Annotated in this window: 17 protein-coding genes; 7 read left to right on the forward strand and 10 right to left on the reverse strand. The window is 32.2% G+C overall.

Going from position 1 to position 14392, the window contains the following annotated elements; translation table 11 throughout:
- Positions 1–71 precede the first annotated feature (71 nt).
- From accC to pdxA, 6 genes are all read right to left on the reverse strand, one after another.
- Positions 72–1409 carry an acetyl-CoA carboxylase biotin carboxylase subunit gene (accC, locus tag ACQYZ7_RS04530; protein WP_430728582.1) on the reverse strand — a complete coding sequence of 446 codons (1338 nt, stop codon included), beginning with the start codon at positions 1407–1409 and terminating at the stop codon, positions 72–74.
- A gap of 89 nt (positions 1410–1498) precedes the next feature.
- On the reverse strand, positions 1499–1981 hold the full coding sequence (accB, locus tag ACQYZ7_RS04535) for an acetyl-CoA carboxylase biotin carboxyl carrier protein (protein WP_430728583.1): 483 nt from the start codon (positions 1979–1981) through the stop codon (positions 1499–1501).
- Between the two features lie 23 nt (positions 1982–2004).
- Positions 2005–3000 (reverse strand): beta-ketoacyl-ACP synthase III, encoded by a 996-nt coding sequence (locus ACQYZ7_RS04540; protein WP_430728584.1) that lies wholly within the window; start codon positions 2998–3000, stop codon positions 2005–2007.
- Positions 3001–3150: 150 nt separating this feature from the next.
- Complete coding sequence (gene rpmF, locus ACQYZ7_RS04545; protein WP_047789948.1) at positions 3151–3345, reverse strand: 50S ribosomal protein L32; 195 nt, start codon at positions 3343–3345, stop codon at positions 3151–3153.
- 8 nt (positions 3346–3353) lie between these two features.
- A complete protein-coding gene (locus tag ACQYZ7_RS04550) occupies positions 3354–3890 on the reverse strand; it encodes a YceD family protein (protein ID WP_430728585.1) in 537 nt (178 codons plus the stop codon).
- A gap of 74 nt (positions 3891–3964) precedes the next feature.
- Positions 3965–4999 (reverse strand): 4-hydroxythreonine-4-phosphate dehydrogenase PdxA, encoded by a 1035-nt coding sequence (pdxA, locus tag ACQYZ7_RS04555; protein ID WP_430728586.1) that lies wholly within the window; start codon positions 4997–4999, stop codon positions 3965–3967.
- 63 nt (positions 5000–5062) lie between these two features.
- Here pdxA and ACQYZ7_RS04560 point away from each other — a divergent pair, with 63 nt between their 5' ends.
- Positions 5063–5653, forward strand: coding sequence for a riboflavin synthase (locus tag ACQYZ7_RS04560; RefSeq protein WP_430728587.1), 591 nt, complete (start codon positions 5063–5065; stop codon positions 5651–5653).
- Between the two features lie 33 nt (positions 5654–5686).
- Positions 5687–7222, forward strand: coding sequence for a patatin-like phospholipase family protein (locus tag ACQYZ7_RS04565; RefSeq protein ID WP_430728588.1), 1536 nt, complete (start codon positions 5687–5689; stop codon positions 7220–7222).
- A 28-nt stretch (positions 7223–7250) separates the two neighbouring features.
- Here ACQYZ7_RS04565 and ACQYZ7_RS04570 read toward each other — a convergent pair whose 3' ends face one another.
- On the reverse strand, positions 7251–7574 hold the full coding sequence (locus ACQYZ7_RS04570) for a hypothetical protein (RefSeq protein ID WP_430728589.1): 324 nt from the start codon (positions 7572–7574) through the stop codon (positions 7251–7253).
- Between the two features lie 6 nt (positions 7575–7580).
- Positions 7581–8042 carry a hypothetical protein gene (locus ACQYZ7_RS04575; RefSeq protein WP_430728590.1) on the reverse strand — a complete coding sequence of 154 codons (462 nt, stop codon included), beginning with the start codon at positions 8040–8042 and terminating at the stop codon, positions 7581–7583.
- Positions 8043–8242: 200 nt separating this feature from the next.
- On the opposite strand from ACQYZ7_RS04575, the gene ACQYZ7_RS04580 reads away from it, so the two are divergent.
- The 5 genes from ACQYZ7_RS04580 to ACQYZ7_RS04600 all read left to right on the forward strand — a co-directional run bounded on the left by ACQYZ7_RS04580 (position 8243) and on the right by ACQYZ7_RS04600 (position 11852).
- Positions 8243–8629 carry a hypothetical protein gene (locus tag ACQYZ7_RS04580; protein WP_430728591.1) on the forward strand — a complete coding sequence of 129 codons (387 nt, stop codon included), beginning with the start codon at positions 8243–8245 and terminating at the stop codon, positions 8627–8629.
- A 123-nt stretch (positions 8630–8752) separates the two neighbouring features.
- Entirely contained in the window at positions 8753–9163 is a 411-nt protein-coding gene (locus tag ACQYZ7_RS04585) for a hypothetical protein (RefSeq protein ID WP_430728592.1), read from the forward strand.
- A complete protein-coding gene (locus ACQYZ7_RS04590; protein ID WP_430728593.1) occupies positions 9153–10001 on the forward strand; it encodes a restriction endonuclease in 849 nt (282 codons plus the stop codon). Before ACQYZ7_RS04585 ends, ACQYZ7_RS04590 begins: the two co-directional genes overlap by 11 nt.
- Before the next feature lie 12 nt (positions 10002–10013).
- Entirely contained in the window at positions 10014–11387 is a 1374-nt protein-coding gene (locus ACQYZ7_RS04595; RefSeq protein ID WP_430728594.1) for an MBL fold metallo-hydrolase RNA specificity domain-containing protein, read from the forward strand.
- 24 nt (positions 11388–11411) lie between these two features.
- On the forward strand, positions 11412–11852 hold the full coding sequence (locus ACQYZ7_RS04600) for a hypothetical protein (RefSeq protein WP_430728595.1): 441 nt from the start codon (positions 11412–11414) through the stop codon (positions 11850–11852).
- A 47-nt stretch (positions 11853–11899) separates the two neighbouring features.
- On the opposite strand, the gene ACQYZ7_RS04605 is transcribed toward ACQYZ7_RS04600, so the two are convergent.
- Together ACQYZ7_RS04605 and ACQYZ7_RS04610 are read right to left on the reverse strand one after the other, a co-directional pair.
- Positions 11900–12766 (reverse strand): universal stress protein, encoded by an 867-nt coding sequence (locus ACQYZ7_RS04605; RefSeq protein WP_430728596.1) that lies wholly within the window; start codon positions 12764–12766, stop codon positions 11900–11902.
- Between the two features lie 3 nt (positions 12767–12769).
- Entirely contained in the window at positions 12770–14386 is a 1617-nt protein-coding gene (locus ACQYZ7_RS04610) for a BCCT family transporter (RefSeq protein ID WP_430728597.1), read from the reverse strand.
- Positions 14387–14392: the final 6 nt, after the last annotated feature.

A 14392-nucleotide genomic window follows, 5' to 3' on the forward strand; every position in this document is an offset into this window, starting at 1 on the left:
TGTAATTTTACTTTTTAAAAACTAAAAAAAAAGCCTAATATTTTAAAATATTAGGCTTTTTTTTATAATAATTATTCCATTTCAAAATCTTCCATAAATTTAGTGGTATAATTACCCGCTACATAATCTGGATGATCCATTAGTTGTCTGTGGAAAGGAATAGTTGTTTTCACACCTTCAATAACATACTCATCCAATGCACGTTTCATTTTGTTGATTGCTTCTTCACGAGTTTGTGCAGTAACAATTAACTTAGAAATCATTGAATCATAGTTTGGTGGAATCATATACCCTGCATATACGTGAGTATCGATACGAACACCATGGCCACCTGGAGCATGATATGAAGTGATTTTACCTGGCGCAGGTCTAAATCCGTTATATGGGTCTTCTGCATTAATTCTACATTCAATAGAGTGTAATTGTGGCTTATAGTTTTTGCCAGAAATAGGCACACCAGCCGCAACTAAAATTTGTTCTCTAATTAAATCGTAGTCTACAACTTCTTCAGTAATTGGGTGCTCTACTTGAATACGTGTATTCATTTCCATGAAGTAGAAGTTACGATGTTTATCTACTAAGAATTCAACCGTTCCAGCACCTTCATACTTAATGAATTCAGCAGCTTTTACAGCAGCAGCTCCCATAGCATCACGTAATTCTTCCGTCATGAAAGGAGAAGGAGTTTCTTCTGTTAATTTTTGGTGACGACGTTGTACTGAACAATCTCTTTCAGATAAGTGACAAGCTTTACCATAAGCATCACCTACTACTTGAATTTCTATATGTCGAGGCTCTTCAATTAACTTCTCCATATACATATCGTCATTTCCAAAAGCAGCTTTTGATTCTTGTCTTGCAGAATCCCAAGCATCTTTTAAGTCTTCAGCTTTCCAAACAGCACGCATACCTTTACCACCACCACCGGCAGAGGCTTTTAGCATCACAGGGTATCCTGTTTCTACAGCGACTTTTTCACATTCTTCAAAAGTAGAGATTACCCCGTCGCTACCTGGTACACAAGGTACTCCAGCAGCTTTCATGGTAGCTTTAGCGTTTGCTTTGTCTCCCATACGGTCAATCATCTCAGGTGAGGCTCCGATAAACTTAATTTCGTGCTCTTCACATAATCTTGAGAATTTAGCATTTTCAGCTAAGAAACCATATCCTGGGTGAATTCCATCAGCGTTTGTAATCTCCGCTGCAGCAATGATGCGATCCATTTTTAAATAAGACTCGCTACTTGGTGCAGGTCCAATACAAACAGCTTCATCAGCAAATCTTACGTGTAAACTTTCAGCATCTGCTTTAGAGTAAACAGCTACTGTTTTAATACCCATCTCTTTACAGGTTCTAATTACACGTAGCGCGATTTCGCCTCTATTGGCAATTAATATCTTTTTAAACATGTCTTTTAGTTTATGAGTTTATTGGGTTTAGTTGTTTAAGAGTTTAGTTATGTACTAAACTTCTAAACTTAAAACTTCTAAACCAAAAATTATGATGGGTCTACTAAAAATAATGGTTGATCAAACTCTACAGGAGAAGAATCGTCCACTAATACTTTAACGACTTTACCAGATACTTCTGATTCAATTTCGTTAAATAATTTCATTGCTTCAATAATACAAACAGTATCACCAACTTTAACCTCTGTACCTACTTCAGCAAAATTAGGTTTGTCTGGAGAAGGCTTTCTGTAGAAAGTACCAATGATAGGCGATTTTATAGTTAAATATTTTGAATCATCTGTAGTTTCAGCTGCTACTGGGGTTGCAGCAGGAGTAGCTGGTTGTGCAGGGGCTGCGGCTACCATTTGTGGAGCTGCCGCTACAGGAGCAGGAGCTTGTATAATAGTAGTTTCAGGAGTTTCGCTTCCAGTTTTAATGGTGATCTTAATATCTTCCATTTCTAGCTTTACTTCACTTGCACCTGACTTAGCTACAAACTTTATAAGACTTTGAATTTCTTTAATGTCCATTTTCCTAAATTTTAGTTGTTTAGTTATGAGTTATATGCCCATTTTAAGTAGATAGCTCCCCATGTGAAACCACCACCAAATGCAGCAAAAATTAAATTATCTCCTTTTTTCAACTCTTTTTCATAATCAGCAAGTAACAACGGTAAAGTAGCAGAAGTAGTATTTCCGTACTTATGAATATTCATCATTACTTTATCATCTTCTAAGCCAACTCTATTTGCTGTGGCTTCAATGATTCTTTTATTAGCTTGGTGTGGAACTAACCACTGAATGTCATCTTTTGTTAAATTGTTTCTGGTTAACATTTTTTCAGAAACATCTGCCATGTTAGAAACAGCAAATTTAAATACTGTTTTTCCTTCTTGATGAACAAAGTGTTGCTTGTTTTTAACAGTTTCTTCTGATGCTGGTAAGATTGACCCACCTGCATCAATTTTTAAGAAATCACGACCAATTCCGTCACTTCTTAAATATTCATCTTGTAACCCTAAACCGTCGTTGTTAGGTTCAAATAAAACAGCACCTGCTCCATCTCCAAAGATGATACAAGTAGCTCTGTCGCTATAATCAATAATTGATGACATTTTATCAGCACCAATTAGCAATACCTTTTTATATCGTCCACTTTCAATATAACTTGACGCAGTTGACATACCATATAAAAAACTAGAGCAAGCAGCTTGTAAGTCATAAGAAAAAGCATTTACGGCTCCTATTTTAGAAGCTGTGTAAGCTGCTGTAGAAGCTACAGGCATGTCTGGAGTAGCTGTTGCTACAATAACCATATCTATGTCTTCTGGGTTTGTGTTTGATTTTTGAAGTAAATCTTCTGCTGCTTTTATAGCCATAAAAGAAGTTCCAAGGCCTTCACCTTTTAAAATCCTTCTTTCTTTGATCCCTGTTCTGCTAGTAATCCACTCATCGTTTGTGTCTACCATGGTCTCTAGCTCTTTATTAGTTAGAGTATGTTCTGGAATATATTTTCCTACCGCTGTTATAGCTGCAGTTATTTTAGTCATAGTTGTTTGTTTTGTAGTAAAACGAGTTTTCAAAGTAATGAAAATTATTTCACTTTTTTATAGAAAAAAACATCAAAAAGAGTATTTTTTGATGTAAAAACATAAAAAAACCCTCAAAGTAGAGGGTTTTTTAATTTTTTAAACTAGTTTTTAAGCCTCAGCTGCAGCACTTTCTAATACTACTTGACCTCTGTAATAAAGTTTTCCTTCATGCCAGTGAGCTCTGTGGTATAAATGAGCTTCTCCAGTTGTAGGATCAACAGCTATTTGAGGTACAGAAGCTTTATAATGAGTTCTTCTTTTATCTCTTCTAGTTTTAGATATTTTTCTCTTTGGATGTGCCATTTTATGTCTTATTTATCTGTTAGTAAATCCTTTAATTTATCCCATCTAGGATCTGTTGATTCTTCCTCAACAGTTTTTTCTTCGTTAATTCTTAATTCTTCTAATTTTCTTAAAGCATCCGATTGCATAGTACCATCAGCAACATTTGGATGTACTCTTTTACTCGGTGTTGATAATACGATTAATTCATAAATGTATTGAGCCACACTTACTTGATAAGCTTCTTGTGGAAGTATCAAAATTTCATCGTGTTCATCATTAAACTCATGTCCAAACTTAACAACCAAATCTAAATTACCATTAATAGGCAAGTCAAATAACTCATTAGTGATATCACAAGGAACGTTAACCGTTCCGCTTATATTAAAAGTAAGCTCTATTAAAGTGCTTTTTTTAGTAAATGTAATATCAGCTTTTATGTTGGCGTTGTTAAACTCGTCAAACTGAAATGCTTCAAAGAACGTTTTGTCAATTTGATATTCAAACAAATGACTTCCTTCTTTTAAACCTACAAAAGGTATGTTGAATTCTTTTAAGTCTTTCATCTACAACTATCAATTTGAGCGTGCAAAGATATAAAAAATGTTTTTACTTTTATATTTTGAGTAAAAAAAATGAACTATTTTGCTTTTAATGCGTTTTTTGTAAGTTCTTGATACTCTTTTCGGTTCTTAAATATTTGTAATGAGGTAAATAAGGCTTCTTTAAAAGATGTAGGGTTAGCTTTGTTTTTACCTGCAATATCAAATCCAGTTCCATGGTCTGGAGAGGTTCTTATTTTACTTAATCCAGCAGTGAAGTTTACACCATTTCCAAACGATAAAGCTTTAAATGGAGCTAGTCCTTGGTCATGATACATCGCCAAAACTCCGTCAAATTGCTCGTAGGTTTTTGAACCAAAAAAACCATCAGCGGCATATGGACCAAAAACTAATTTACCTGATTCTTTAATTTCTGAAATAGTTGGACGTATAATTTCGTCATCTTCAGTACCAATAATTCCTTTGTCACCACAGTGTGGATTTAAACCTAAAACAGCAATTTTAGGTTTACTAATGTTAAAATCTTGTTGTAACGAAGTATACAACGTTTCAACTTTAGCCTTAATAAGCTCTGGAGTAATCGTTTCTGCAACTTGAGACACAGGAATATGACCGGTTATTAAACCGATACGTAATTCATCTGTCATTAAAATCATTAAACTTTTACCGTCAAAATTTTCTTCTAAGTATTCTGTGTGGCCGGGGAACTTAAACTCTTCTGATTGAATGTTCTCCTTGTTAATAGGAGCAGTAACAATAAGATCTATTTGATTCTTTTTTAAAGCTTCAACTGCCGCTTGTAGTGACTTTAAGGCAAATTTACCTCCGTCTTCAGTGGTTTTACCTAGGTCTATTTTAACTTCTTCTTTCCAATTGTTTAATAAGTTAACTTTTCCATGGACAAGTTTATCTAAAGAAGTAATACCATGGATGCTTGTATTAAGTCTTAAAGCTTTTTTATGGTATGAAATTAATTTGTTTGAAGCGAATATAACAGGAGTGCAAAAATCAAGCATTCGTTTGTCTTCAAATGTTTTTAAAATAATTTCGATACCAATTCCATTGATGTCTCCAACCGAAATTCCAACAATAATTTTGTTTGCTTTATCCATAGTTTACTTTCGTAGGTAAAGTTGTATTTTTGATGCTAACAAAAGTAACTAAATTTTTATAGAATGTTTACCGGAATAATAGAAACTCTTGGAATTGTTAAAGGTATTGAGCGTGAAAAAGAGAATTTACACCTTACAGTTAAAAGTACAATTACTAATGAGTTAAAAATAGATCAGAGTGTAGCACACAATGGTGTTTGTTTAACTGTTGTAGCGATTGATAAAGACGAATATACTGTTACGGCGATTAAAGAAACGTTAGATAAAACAAATATAGGTGATTTACAGATAAGGGATGAGATAAATCTAGAGAGGGCAATGAAGTTAGGAGCTCGATTAGATGGACATATTGTACAAGGACATGTAGATAGAACAGGTGTTTGCAAAAGTATAGTAGATGCTGATGGGAGCACAGTTTTTACTTTTTCGTATGATTTTGACGGAACAAATGTCACTATTGAAAAAGGTTCAATCACTATAAACGGTGTAAGTCTAACGGTAATAAACTCTAAAAAAGATGAATTTAGTGTGGCAATTATCCCGTACACATACGAGCATACAACCTTTAAAAACTTCAAAAAAGGTACTAAAGTGAATTTAGAGTTTGATGTAATTGGGAAATATGTGGCAAGACTTCATGGTTTAAGAGGGTAGAGTAAAATTAATAAGAAAAATTGCACGAAAACTATGGAAGTATTTAAATCTATAGCCTTATGTTTTTCAGGAGGTGGTTATAGAGCAGCCTGCTTTTCTTTAGGAACATTATCACTGTTAGAAAAAGTAGGATTGTTAGAAAATGTAAAAGCTATTTCTACAGTTTCAGGAGGAACAATTACTGGGGTTAAATATGCACAATCGCAAATTGAAGGAAATGATTTTCAAACGTTTTTTAATGAATATTATGAATGGCTGGCTAAAGATGAGTTAACAAATAATGCATTAAGTCATTTAAGATGGCAGTTAATTTGGAATCAACCAGAAAATAAACATAAGCGAAAAAATCCAATTAATGCGTTTGCTATAGAATATAATAAATTAACAAACCATGCAACTTTGGGGCAAGTTCAAGATGTGATTAGTCAAGGTAAAACGCATTTAGAAAGAGTAGTTTTTAATGCAACGGATTTTGATAGTACACATCAGTTTAGGTTCCAAAATATAAAAGGAAATCAAAAAAGATTTGGAAACGGAAAGGTACATAGCAAATATAAAGGAGTTATAGATGATATAAAGTTAGGAGATGTAATTGCTGCTTCTACAGCTTTTCCAGGTGGATTTGAACCCATGGGTTTTCCGTATGATTTTAGTCCGAAACATAACAATTTAGAAGAGATAGGATTGATGGATGGTGGTATTGTAGACAATCAAGGGGCTTCTGTTTTTGTGTCCGAAGCACAAAATCAATGTGAAGGAAAAATTGAGCTTCATAATTTATATTTTTTGTGTGATGTTTCTTCGCCATATCCAGGAGAGGGTTTTAAGTTTGCTTCTGATTCTTGGTTTAGCAAATATGTATCCTATGTGTCAAGTGCTTTTACCTTATTGTTTATGTTGATGGTTACGGTATTTTTTGGAGTTCAAAAAATGATGGTTTGGTACACAATAAGTGTTGTAATATTAGCTTTTTTGGTGTTTATTCATTTTTTATTTTTCTCATTATCTAAATTAATGCAAAACGAAACAGGTGTAGATCAAAGACTGTATTTGCCACCGAGAAGAGTAGGTTTTTATATACTTAATAGAGCAAAATCTTTGGTGCGTATGACAAGTGTAGTTTTTCTTAAAAATGATAGGAGGCAACATGCAAATGCAATTTACAGTACTTTCCCTAATAAAATAATTACTTCTACAGTGTATGAGTTACGATGTAAAGATACTTTAGGAAATCAAACAACTCGACCAGAAAATGAGAGAGGATGGGAGGGAATTATAAAACATACAGGAGAGATTAGTGAAACAATTATTGAAAATTCAAATAAAAGTGCATCGTTTGGTACCACTTTATGGTTCACGAAAAAAGATAAGGCAAACGGTATGTTAAACAGTGTTATTGCGTGTGGAGAATATACTGCTTGTTATAATTTGTTGTCACATTTGATTATTCAATACGGAGAAGAAGCTACTGAGATTCCCATTTTTAAAGAGTTGTTATTACTGTGGGAAAAATTTCAAAAAAATCCTAAGTTTTTGATAGAAGAACGTCAAGAAAAATTAAGACCATGAATAGATAAATATTCATGGTCTTTTAGTTTTAAAAAACTATGATTTTTATTGTATCTACAATAGTTTTAACAATTTTATTTTTAAAATGCCCTAAGCTTATTTTTGAAATACCAGCAGCTTGTAAAGCCTTCATTTGAAATAAATCTTTCTGGCTTTTTACTAACCATTCAAAATCTTCTATGGTAAGCTTGCCTTGTGCTAATAAAGACGTCCATCTTTCTAGTTTGTCTTTTGATTCATTTAAGAACAGTTCAATGTCTTTTTTGGATTCTTGTGTAAACTCACTAAACTTATCACTAAATAACGAGACTAATGATTTTTTTAATTCTTGTAGTATTTTTTCGAAATCCATAGCGTATTAATTTTTAAAAATAAGTTCTAGTAATTTGTTTTTTGTAGCAGGTTCTTTTTTGCTTTCATACTCAAGCAATAGGTTAAGAGCTTCAGTTATTTGTCCTTTAGCTTCCGTAATAAAAAAAGGGGAAAGCTTACCTTTTTCTTTCCATCGTTTTAAAAAACCAGCAAGTAAGTTTTTGTCTTGGTCAGCTAATAATAACCACATTTTATAGGTTATCTCATTGTTGGGTTTGTATTTTTCGTATTCAACAATTTTAGCAATTTCATTATGTAATTTTTCAATCTCGGTAATATTTTCTTGGTAAGAGCTTTCAGCTTTTCCTATAAGCTGGTTAGCATCTATTTTTATTTCAATAGTTTTTTGAAAAGAGTATTGATCGTAAGGAGCTGTTTTAAGAATACTGCAAGAAGAAAGAAAAGCAGTAATAAACACTAAAATAAAGAAGGGTTTGTTGTTTTTCATTAGATAGTTAGGTTAATTTTTAAGTAAGTAAATTTAATACTTTATGAATAAAAGTAAAGAGAAAAAACACCCAGAAAAAAGTAGTGTTTTTCAGGAGTAACTACCATAAAATGTTGTTGTTTGTTTTATTTTTATGATAAAAGGTATGATAATCAATGTGTTATATTCGTATCTTTGAGTAGGATGTAAATTAATAAGTTATGGATATATCAGTCTTTTTACTAAAGTTTTGGGGATGGTACTGCATTATTTTCTTCTTTGTATTAAGTTTTAATCCTAAAAGAGTAAAACAAATAGTAGATAATTTAAAAGATGCACGGTTTTTAATTATTATCTCGCTCTTTGCAGTTATAATAGGGTTGCTTAATGTATTGGCTCATAATATATGGGAAGCAAATAGTAAACTGTTGGTAACTCTGTTTGGTTGGTTAGCTTTAATCAAGGGAATTATTTTATTTACTTTTCCTAAACAAACAATTAAGCTACTAAAACAAAGCAACATAAAATTTATACAGGCAATATACTTACTGTTATTCTTTTTAGGTATGTTTTTATTGAATGAAGCTTACGGAATTGTTCCTTTTTAATTTAAACTGAGATAAAAATGAAAATTAGATTATTTGATTGATATAGTTAGAGCCTGTAATGCCTCTTTAATGGTGTTACATATTACTAATGACTAATATACATGAAAACCAAAATAGAAAACAATGAAAAATATAGGTGTTTGGTTAGACAAAGAGAAAGCTCTTGTTATAACCATTGAAAATGGAACAGAGAATATGAAAACAATACCTTCTAATATAGAAACATTTCGTATTCATGGAGGTTCTGGAACTCGATTTAAAGGAGGTCCGCAAGATGTAGTTCAAGATAGTAAGTATTTAGAAAGAGAGAAGCATCAAACCAAAAGGTACTTTAGTGAACTTGCTGATGAAGTTAATAACGCTGACTCACTAGCTATTTTTGGGCCAGCTGAAACTTTTGAAAAATTCAAAAAAGAGTTAGAAGACTCATATAAAAAATTAGATGCAAAGGTTAAAACAGTTCAAAGAGTAGATAGTATGACAGATAATCAAGCAAAGGCTTTGGTTAGAGATTTCTTTGAAAATGGAAAATAGTCCAAATAAAATAACAATAGTAAAAGCATCTGGAGAAGTTGTACTGTTCTCGTTAACTAAATTAAAAAAGTCACTTAAAAGAACTGGGGCAGATGACGCTTTAGTATCAGAGATTTTAAAAATAGTTCAAGATGAACTATATGAAGGAATAACAACTAAAGAAATTTATAATAGAGCTTTTGCATTACTAAAGAAAAAAAAGGATGTGTTTGCCTCAAAATACAAATTAAAAAAGGCAATATATGAGTTAGGGCCTACTGGTTTTCCTTTTGAACATTTTATAGCAGCAGTTTTAAAATATTCAGGATATAAGGTTAAAATAGGAGAAATTTTGCAAGGGGAATGTGTAAAACATGAGGTTGATGTGTTAGCGCATAAGAATAATGAAACTACTGTTGTGGAATGTAAATTTCATAGTGAAGAAGGGCTTGTATGTAATATTAAGGTTCCGTTATATATCCATTCTCGTTATCAAGATGTAAGAAACCATTGGAATACTTTTAATAAACACGAAACAATCTTAACCCAAGGTTGGGTAGTAACAAATACTCGATTTACAAAAGATGCTACACAATATGGTAATTGTGTGGGGTTGTATTTACTAAGTTGGGATTATCCTGAAGAAAATAGCTTAAAAGATATTATTGATAGGTTGGGGTTGTACCCAGTTACAGTTTCTACATTATTAACTAAAAGAGAAAAACAGTTCTTATTAAATAGGGATGTGGTTTTATGTAGAGAATTAATAAAAGATAGCTTTTACCTAGATCATTTAGGGGTTTCAGATACGAGGAAAAGTAGAGTTTTATCAGAGATACAACAATTATGTAGTGTTTAAAAAGGAAGGAATATGCTAAATTTTGCAAAAGTTCATTTTTTAGGAGCAGCTGGTACAGTTACGGGGTCAAAGTTCTTGATTGAAGCTTTCGGAAAGCAAATCTTGATTGATTGTGGTATGTTCCAAGGGGTAAAAGAACTTAGAGAGTTAAATTGGGCAGAGCTTCCTGCAGATGTAGAAAAAATAGATATTGTATTATTAACTCATGGACACTTAGATCATGTAGGCTTTTTACCACGGTTATATAAGCAAGGGTTTAGAGGTAGAATTATAGGAACAACTCCAACGTTAGCTATCGCAAGAATTATTTTAAAAGATAGTGCCAAAATTCATGAAGAAGATGCGCAAAAAGCAGCTGAGGAAAATTATAGCAAACATAACCCGGTGCTTCCTTTTTATACCATTGCTGAAGCAGAAAGTACCATAAGTTTGTTTCAAGTTGAAGAAGAAGATAAATGGGTTTCTTTTTCAGAAGAGATTTCTTATAGGTTTCAATATAACGGGCATATTATAGGAGCTACTTTTATAGAGCTGAATATTAACGAAAAAAGATTTGTGTTTTCAGGAGATATTGGAAGAGAGAATGATTATCTATTAGAAAAACCTAAAAAACCAGTATGGGCAGATTATCTTTTTTTAGAAAGTACTTACGGTCATAAATTGCATCCAAAAGAAAATTTAGAAGAAATTCTATCAGAACTTATAAAAGAAACAATTGTAAATAAAGGAAATATTATCATTCCTAGTTTTGCTGTTGAGAGACTACAAATGTTAATGTATGTTCTATGGAAGTTATATAAGAAAAATAAAATACCAAATATTCCAATTTTTGTCGATAGCCCGATGGGAAATAATGTTTTAGAGGTTTTTAAAAGATATCCTCAATGGCATAAGTTACCTATGGATGAATATGAAGCAATGTGTAATCATATAAATATTATTGAATCATATAGAGAAACATGGGAAACCATAGATGATCCGAGATCAAAAATAATAATAGCAGGAAGTGGAATGGTAACAGGAGGTAGGGTTTTAACATATTTGAAGCAAATGATAGATGAACCTACGACAACAGTTTTGTTAGTAGGGTACCAAGCAGAGGGAACAAGAGGAAGACAGTTACAAGAAGGGTGTCATGAAATAAAATTTTATGGAAGATATTTTCCAGTGAAAGCAAGGATTGAAAGTATAGAAAGTTTATCGGCACATGCAGATCAAGAAGATTTATTAAGTTGGTTAAGTGATATTAAAAACATACCTGAAGAGGTGTTTCTTATTCATGGAGAGCAAATAGCTTTAGATGCTTTTAGATTGAAAATACAAAAAGAAAAGAACTGGAATGTTTGTATTCCAAAACTATATGCTATAAAAGAGTTAATGATATAGAAGTTTAATCTAAAAACTAACTCAATGAAAACAACAAAAACACATTTAAAATATCTTGAGTGGTTAAGTGCAGAAGACATGCATTTAGCATCAAAACAATGGTTATCTGAACTTTCGTTTTTAAAAGATGAACAACTTTTTTTTGAAGACTTAATACGGAAATATATTTTTGAGCTTATTGCTCCAGATCAATTTAAAAAAACAACTAAAATAGTTGAATCGTTGAGTAGCTCAAGAAAAAGAACTGAAAAATTAATTAAGCTTATTGAGACTCATGAAAGAGGTTTGAAAGTAATGGTGGATGGAGTAGAGCAAGTAATAGAAGAAGAGGTGTATAAAAATGAGCACAAAAGGATGATTGTTGAGGTTAGTGAGTTTCTAAAGGGATACCAAGACTTAAAACAAACACTTTTTACTACAGTAAAAAAGATTTCCAAATCAGAAAAAAAAGGATTAAACCAATAGGTAATAAAAAAACGGAGCTGATATTCAACTCCGTTTTTTTAAATTATTTATGAAGCGATATAACGCTTTACTACCCATAAAGGAACATGTAAATCATGAGTGAATAATTCTTCAGTAACACTTCCTACTAAAAGAGAAGTAAAGTTATTGTGACCTTTGTCAGCAACAAACAAAATATCAGTTTTTTCTTTCTCTGCAACGGCCCTTATTTTTTCAGGAATACTGTCATCACCAGCTGAAGCTTTTAAAGTTTCTACATTTGAAGCTTTTACTTTATTAAGTAACTTTTCAAACTGTAATCCAACATGTCTCTCTACTTTTTCACGAGCTTTATCTACTTTGATATAAGGAAAAAAAAGTTGAGGTATTTTAAAAACATTTAATGCTTTTAAAATAGATTTTTTCTTGTTGTTAATAGATGAAGCTGTATTAAAAGCTTTAAGAGAAGCTGAAGAAAAATCAGTAGCAACCATAAAGTTTTCTGGGTTTAAGTTTGCTTCCTTTGGAATGGAAAGAATATTACATTTTGCCATTCGTAATAGCTTTCCTGAAACTGATCCAGATCCTTTATAGGTGTTTTTATTGCCTAAAATGATTAAATCAGCGTGGTATTTATTAGCAACATAGCTAATTAAACTTTCAGTATAGGCATCATCAGAAACTAACAACTCATAATTACAATCAGCGTCAAAATGTTTACTAATGCTGTTGTCTAACTCTTCTTCAATAATATCTTCAATGCTTATATTTTCTAACTGTTCAGAAAATAAATTACTTATTTCATACTTTTTTACATTATGAATAAAATATACATTTTCTGTTTCATGATTTTTTGCAAGCATGCTACAGTATTTAATAAGTGTAACATCTAGTTCAGAAAGGTCTAAGGCTACTAGTATATTTTTAATTTTCATAATTTAAGGTTTTTGTTTTTTCGAATCTATTAATCTTTTTACAGTTTCTTGGTATTCTTCCTTCTCTTTTTGATTTAAGCGTTTAAGATGCTCTTTGTAATCTTCCCTTAAGCCTTTAAAAAGAGAATAACACATTAATAACAAAAGTAAGGTAAAAGGAAGACCTGTGGCAATAGAAGCAGTTTGAAGTGCCTTTAAACCACCTCCTAATAGTAATACAGCAGCTACAGCACCTTCAGCAAGAGCCCAAAATATTCTTTGTCCAACAGGAGCGTCAATTTTTCCACCAGAAGTTAAGCTATCAACTACCAAAGAACCAGAATCTGAAGAAGTAACAAAGAAACTAGCAATAAGTATAATTGCAATAATATTTAAAGCCATTGAAAATGGAAAATCTTCTAAAAATACAAAAAGGGCAGTAGCAACATTATCGTTCACACCATCTGCAATAGTAGGGTCTCCTCCTAAAATTTCGTGTAAAGAAGTTGCTCCAAAAGCAGTAATCCAGAATAAGGTGATTAATGTAGGAACAATTAATACTCCAAGAATAAATTCTCTAATAGTTCTTCCTTTAGAAACACGTGCGATAAACATACCTACAAAAGGAGACCAAGCAATCCACCATCCCCAATAAAAAATAGTCCATGAGTTTTGCCATTCTGTTCCAGAGTAGGCTTCTGCCCAAGTAGAAAGGCTTACTAAATTATTAACATAACTACCTGTATTTTGTACAAATGATTTTAAGATGAAAATGGTCGGTCCTAAAATTACCACAGCGAGTAATAGAAGTACAGCAATACGCATATTCATTTCACTTAAAAACTTTACCCCTTTATCAACTCCTGACACTACAGAAATCGTGGCAATTAAGGTAATCCCGACAATTAACCATATTTGTAATGAAATACCTGAATCTAAACCAAAAACATGTTCTAAACCAGCAGCAACTTGCTTAACACCTAGTCCGAGAGAAGTTGCTAATCCAAAAACAGTAGCCAAAACAGCAAAAATGTCTATAATATCACCAATTCTACCGTAAATTCTATCTCCTAAAAAAGGATAAAAAACAGAACGAATTGTTAAAGGAAGTCCTCTAGAGTAAGTAAAATACGCTAATGATAAACCAACCAAAGCATAAATTCCCCAAGCATGTAAACCCCAGTGTAAAAAAGTAACGTTCATGGCTTCTTTAGCAGCAGCAGCAGTGTTTGGGTCAGCTAAAGGAGGTGATGATAAGTGGTAAACAGGTTCTGCAATACTCCAAAAGAGTAAACCAATACCCATACCGGCACTAAAAAGCATTGAAAACCATGAAGTGGTTGAGAATTCTGGTTTCGCTTTTGCGCCTCCAATACGTAAAGTTCCATATTTACTGAAAGCTAAGTAAAGCATAAACGCAACAAAAATATTTACGGCTAAAATAAATAACCAACCAGTTTTGTTTGCTATGAAATTTTGTGCTGTATCAAAATATGTTTGTGCTCTTTCTTTAAAAAGTAAGGTTAAAGCTACACTTAGTATAATTACTATTGAAGAAGTGAAGAATACTGGTCCGTTAACTTCAAGCCCGAAGATTGATTTCCGCTCGTCACTTCTAATTATTTTTTTTGCTTTCTTCATGTGTTA

The sequence above is a fragment of the Tenacibaculum sp. SDUM215027 genome (genome assembly GCF_050566205.1).
Classification (GTDB): Bacteria; Bacteroidota; Bacteroidia; order Flavobacteriales; family Flavobacteriaceae; genus Polaribacter.

Bases quoted from the DNA above. Each gene is read 5' to 3' on its own strand.
- ACQYZ7_RS04595 (WP_430728594.1), top strand. From the start codon at position 10,014: ATGCTAAATTTTGCAAAAGTTCATTTTTTAGGAGCAGCTGGTACAGTT.
- pdxA (WP_430728586.1), bottom strand. From the start codon at position 4,999: ATGGATAAAGCAAACAAAATTATTGTTGGAATTTCGGTTGGAGACATC.
- ACQYZ7_RS04540 (WP_430728584.1), bottom strand. From the start codon at position 3,000: ATGACTAAAATAACTGCAGCTATAACAGCGGTAGGAAAATATATTCCA.
- ACQYZ7_RS04550 (WP_430728585.1), bottom strand. From the start codon at position 3,890: ATGAAAGACTTAAAAGAATTCAACATACCTTTTGTAGGTTTAAAAGAA.
- ACQYZ7_RS04580 (WP_430728591.1), top strand. From the start codon at position 8,243: ATGGATATATCAGTCTTTTTACTAAAGTTTTGGGGATGGTACTGCATT.
- ACQYZ7_RS04565 (WP_430728588.1), top strand. From the start codon at position 5,687: ATGGAAGTATTTAAATCTATAGCCTTATGTTTTTCAGGAGGTGGTTAT.
- ACQYZ7_RS04590 (WP_430728593.1), top strand. From the start codon at position 9,153: ATGGAAAATAGTCCAAATAAAATAACAATAGTAAAAGCATCTGGAGAA.
- accB (WP_430728583.1), bottom strand. From the start codon at position 1,981: ATGGACATTAAAGAAATTCAAAGTCTTATAAAGTTTGTAGCTAAGTCA.
- ACQYZ7_RS04600 (WP_430728595.1), top strand. From the start codon at position 11,412: ATGAAAACAACAAAAACACATTTAAAATATCTTGAGTGGTTAAGTGCA.
- ACQYZ7_RS04605 (WP_430728596.1), bottom strand. From the start codon at position 12,766: ATGAAAATTAAAAATATACTAGTAGCCTTAGACCTTTCTGAACTAGAT.
- ACQYZ7_RS04575 (WP_430728590.1), bottom strand. From the start codon at position 8,042: ATGAAAAACAACAAACCCTTCTTTATTTTAGTGTTTATTACTGCTTTT.
- ACQYZ7_RS04570 (WP_430728589.1), bottom strand. From the start codon at position 7,574: ATGGATTTCGAAAAAATACTACAAGAATTAAAAAAATCATTAGTCTCG.
- ACQYZ7_RS04585 (WP_430728592.1), top strand. From the start codon at position 8,753: ATGAAAAATATAGGTGTTTGGTTAGACAAAGAGAAAGCTCTTGTTATA.
- rpmF (WP_047789948.1), bottom strand. From the start codon at position 3,345: ATGGCACATCCAAAGAGAAAAATATCTAAAACTAGAAGAGATAAAAGA.
- ACQYZ7_RS04610 (WP_430728597.1), bottom strand. From the start codon at position 14,386: ATGAAGAAAGCAAAAAAAATAATTAGAAGTGACGAGCGGAAATCAATC.
- accC (WP_430728582.1), bottom strand. From the start codon at position 1,409: ATGTTTAAAAAGATATTAATTGCCAATAGAGGCGAAATCGCGCTACGT.
- ACQYZ7_RS04560 (WP_430728587.1), top strand. From the start codon at position 5,063: ATGTTTACCGGAATAATAGAAACTCTTGGAATTGTTAAAGGTATTGAG.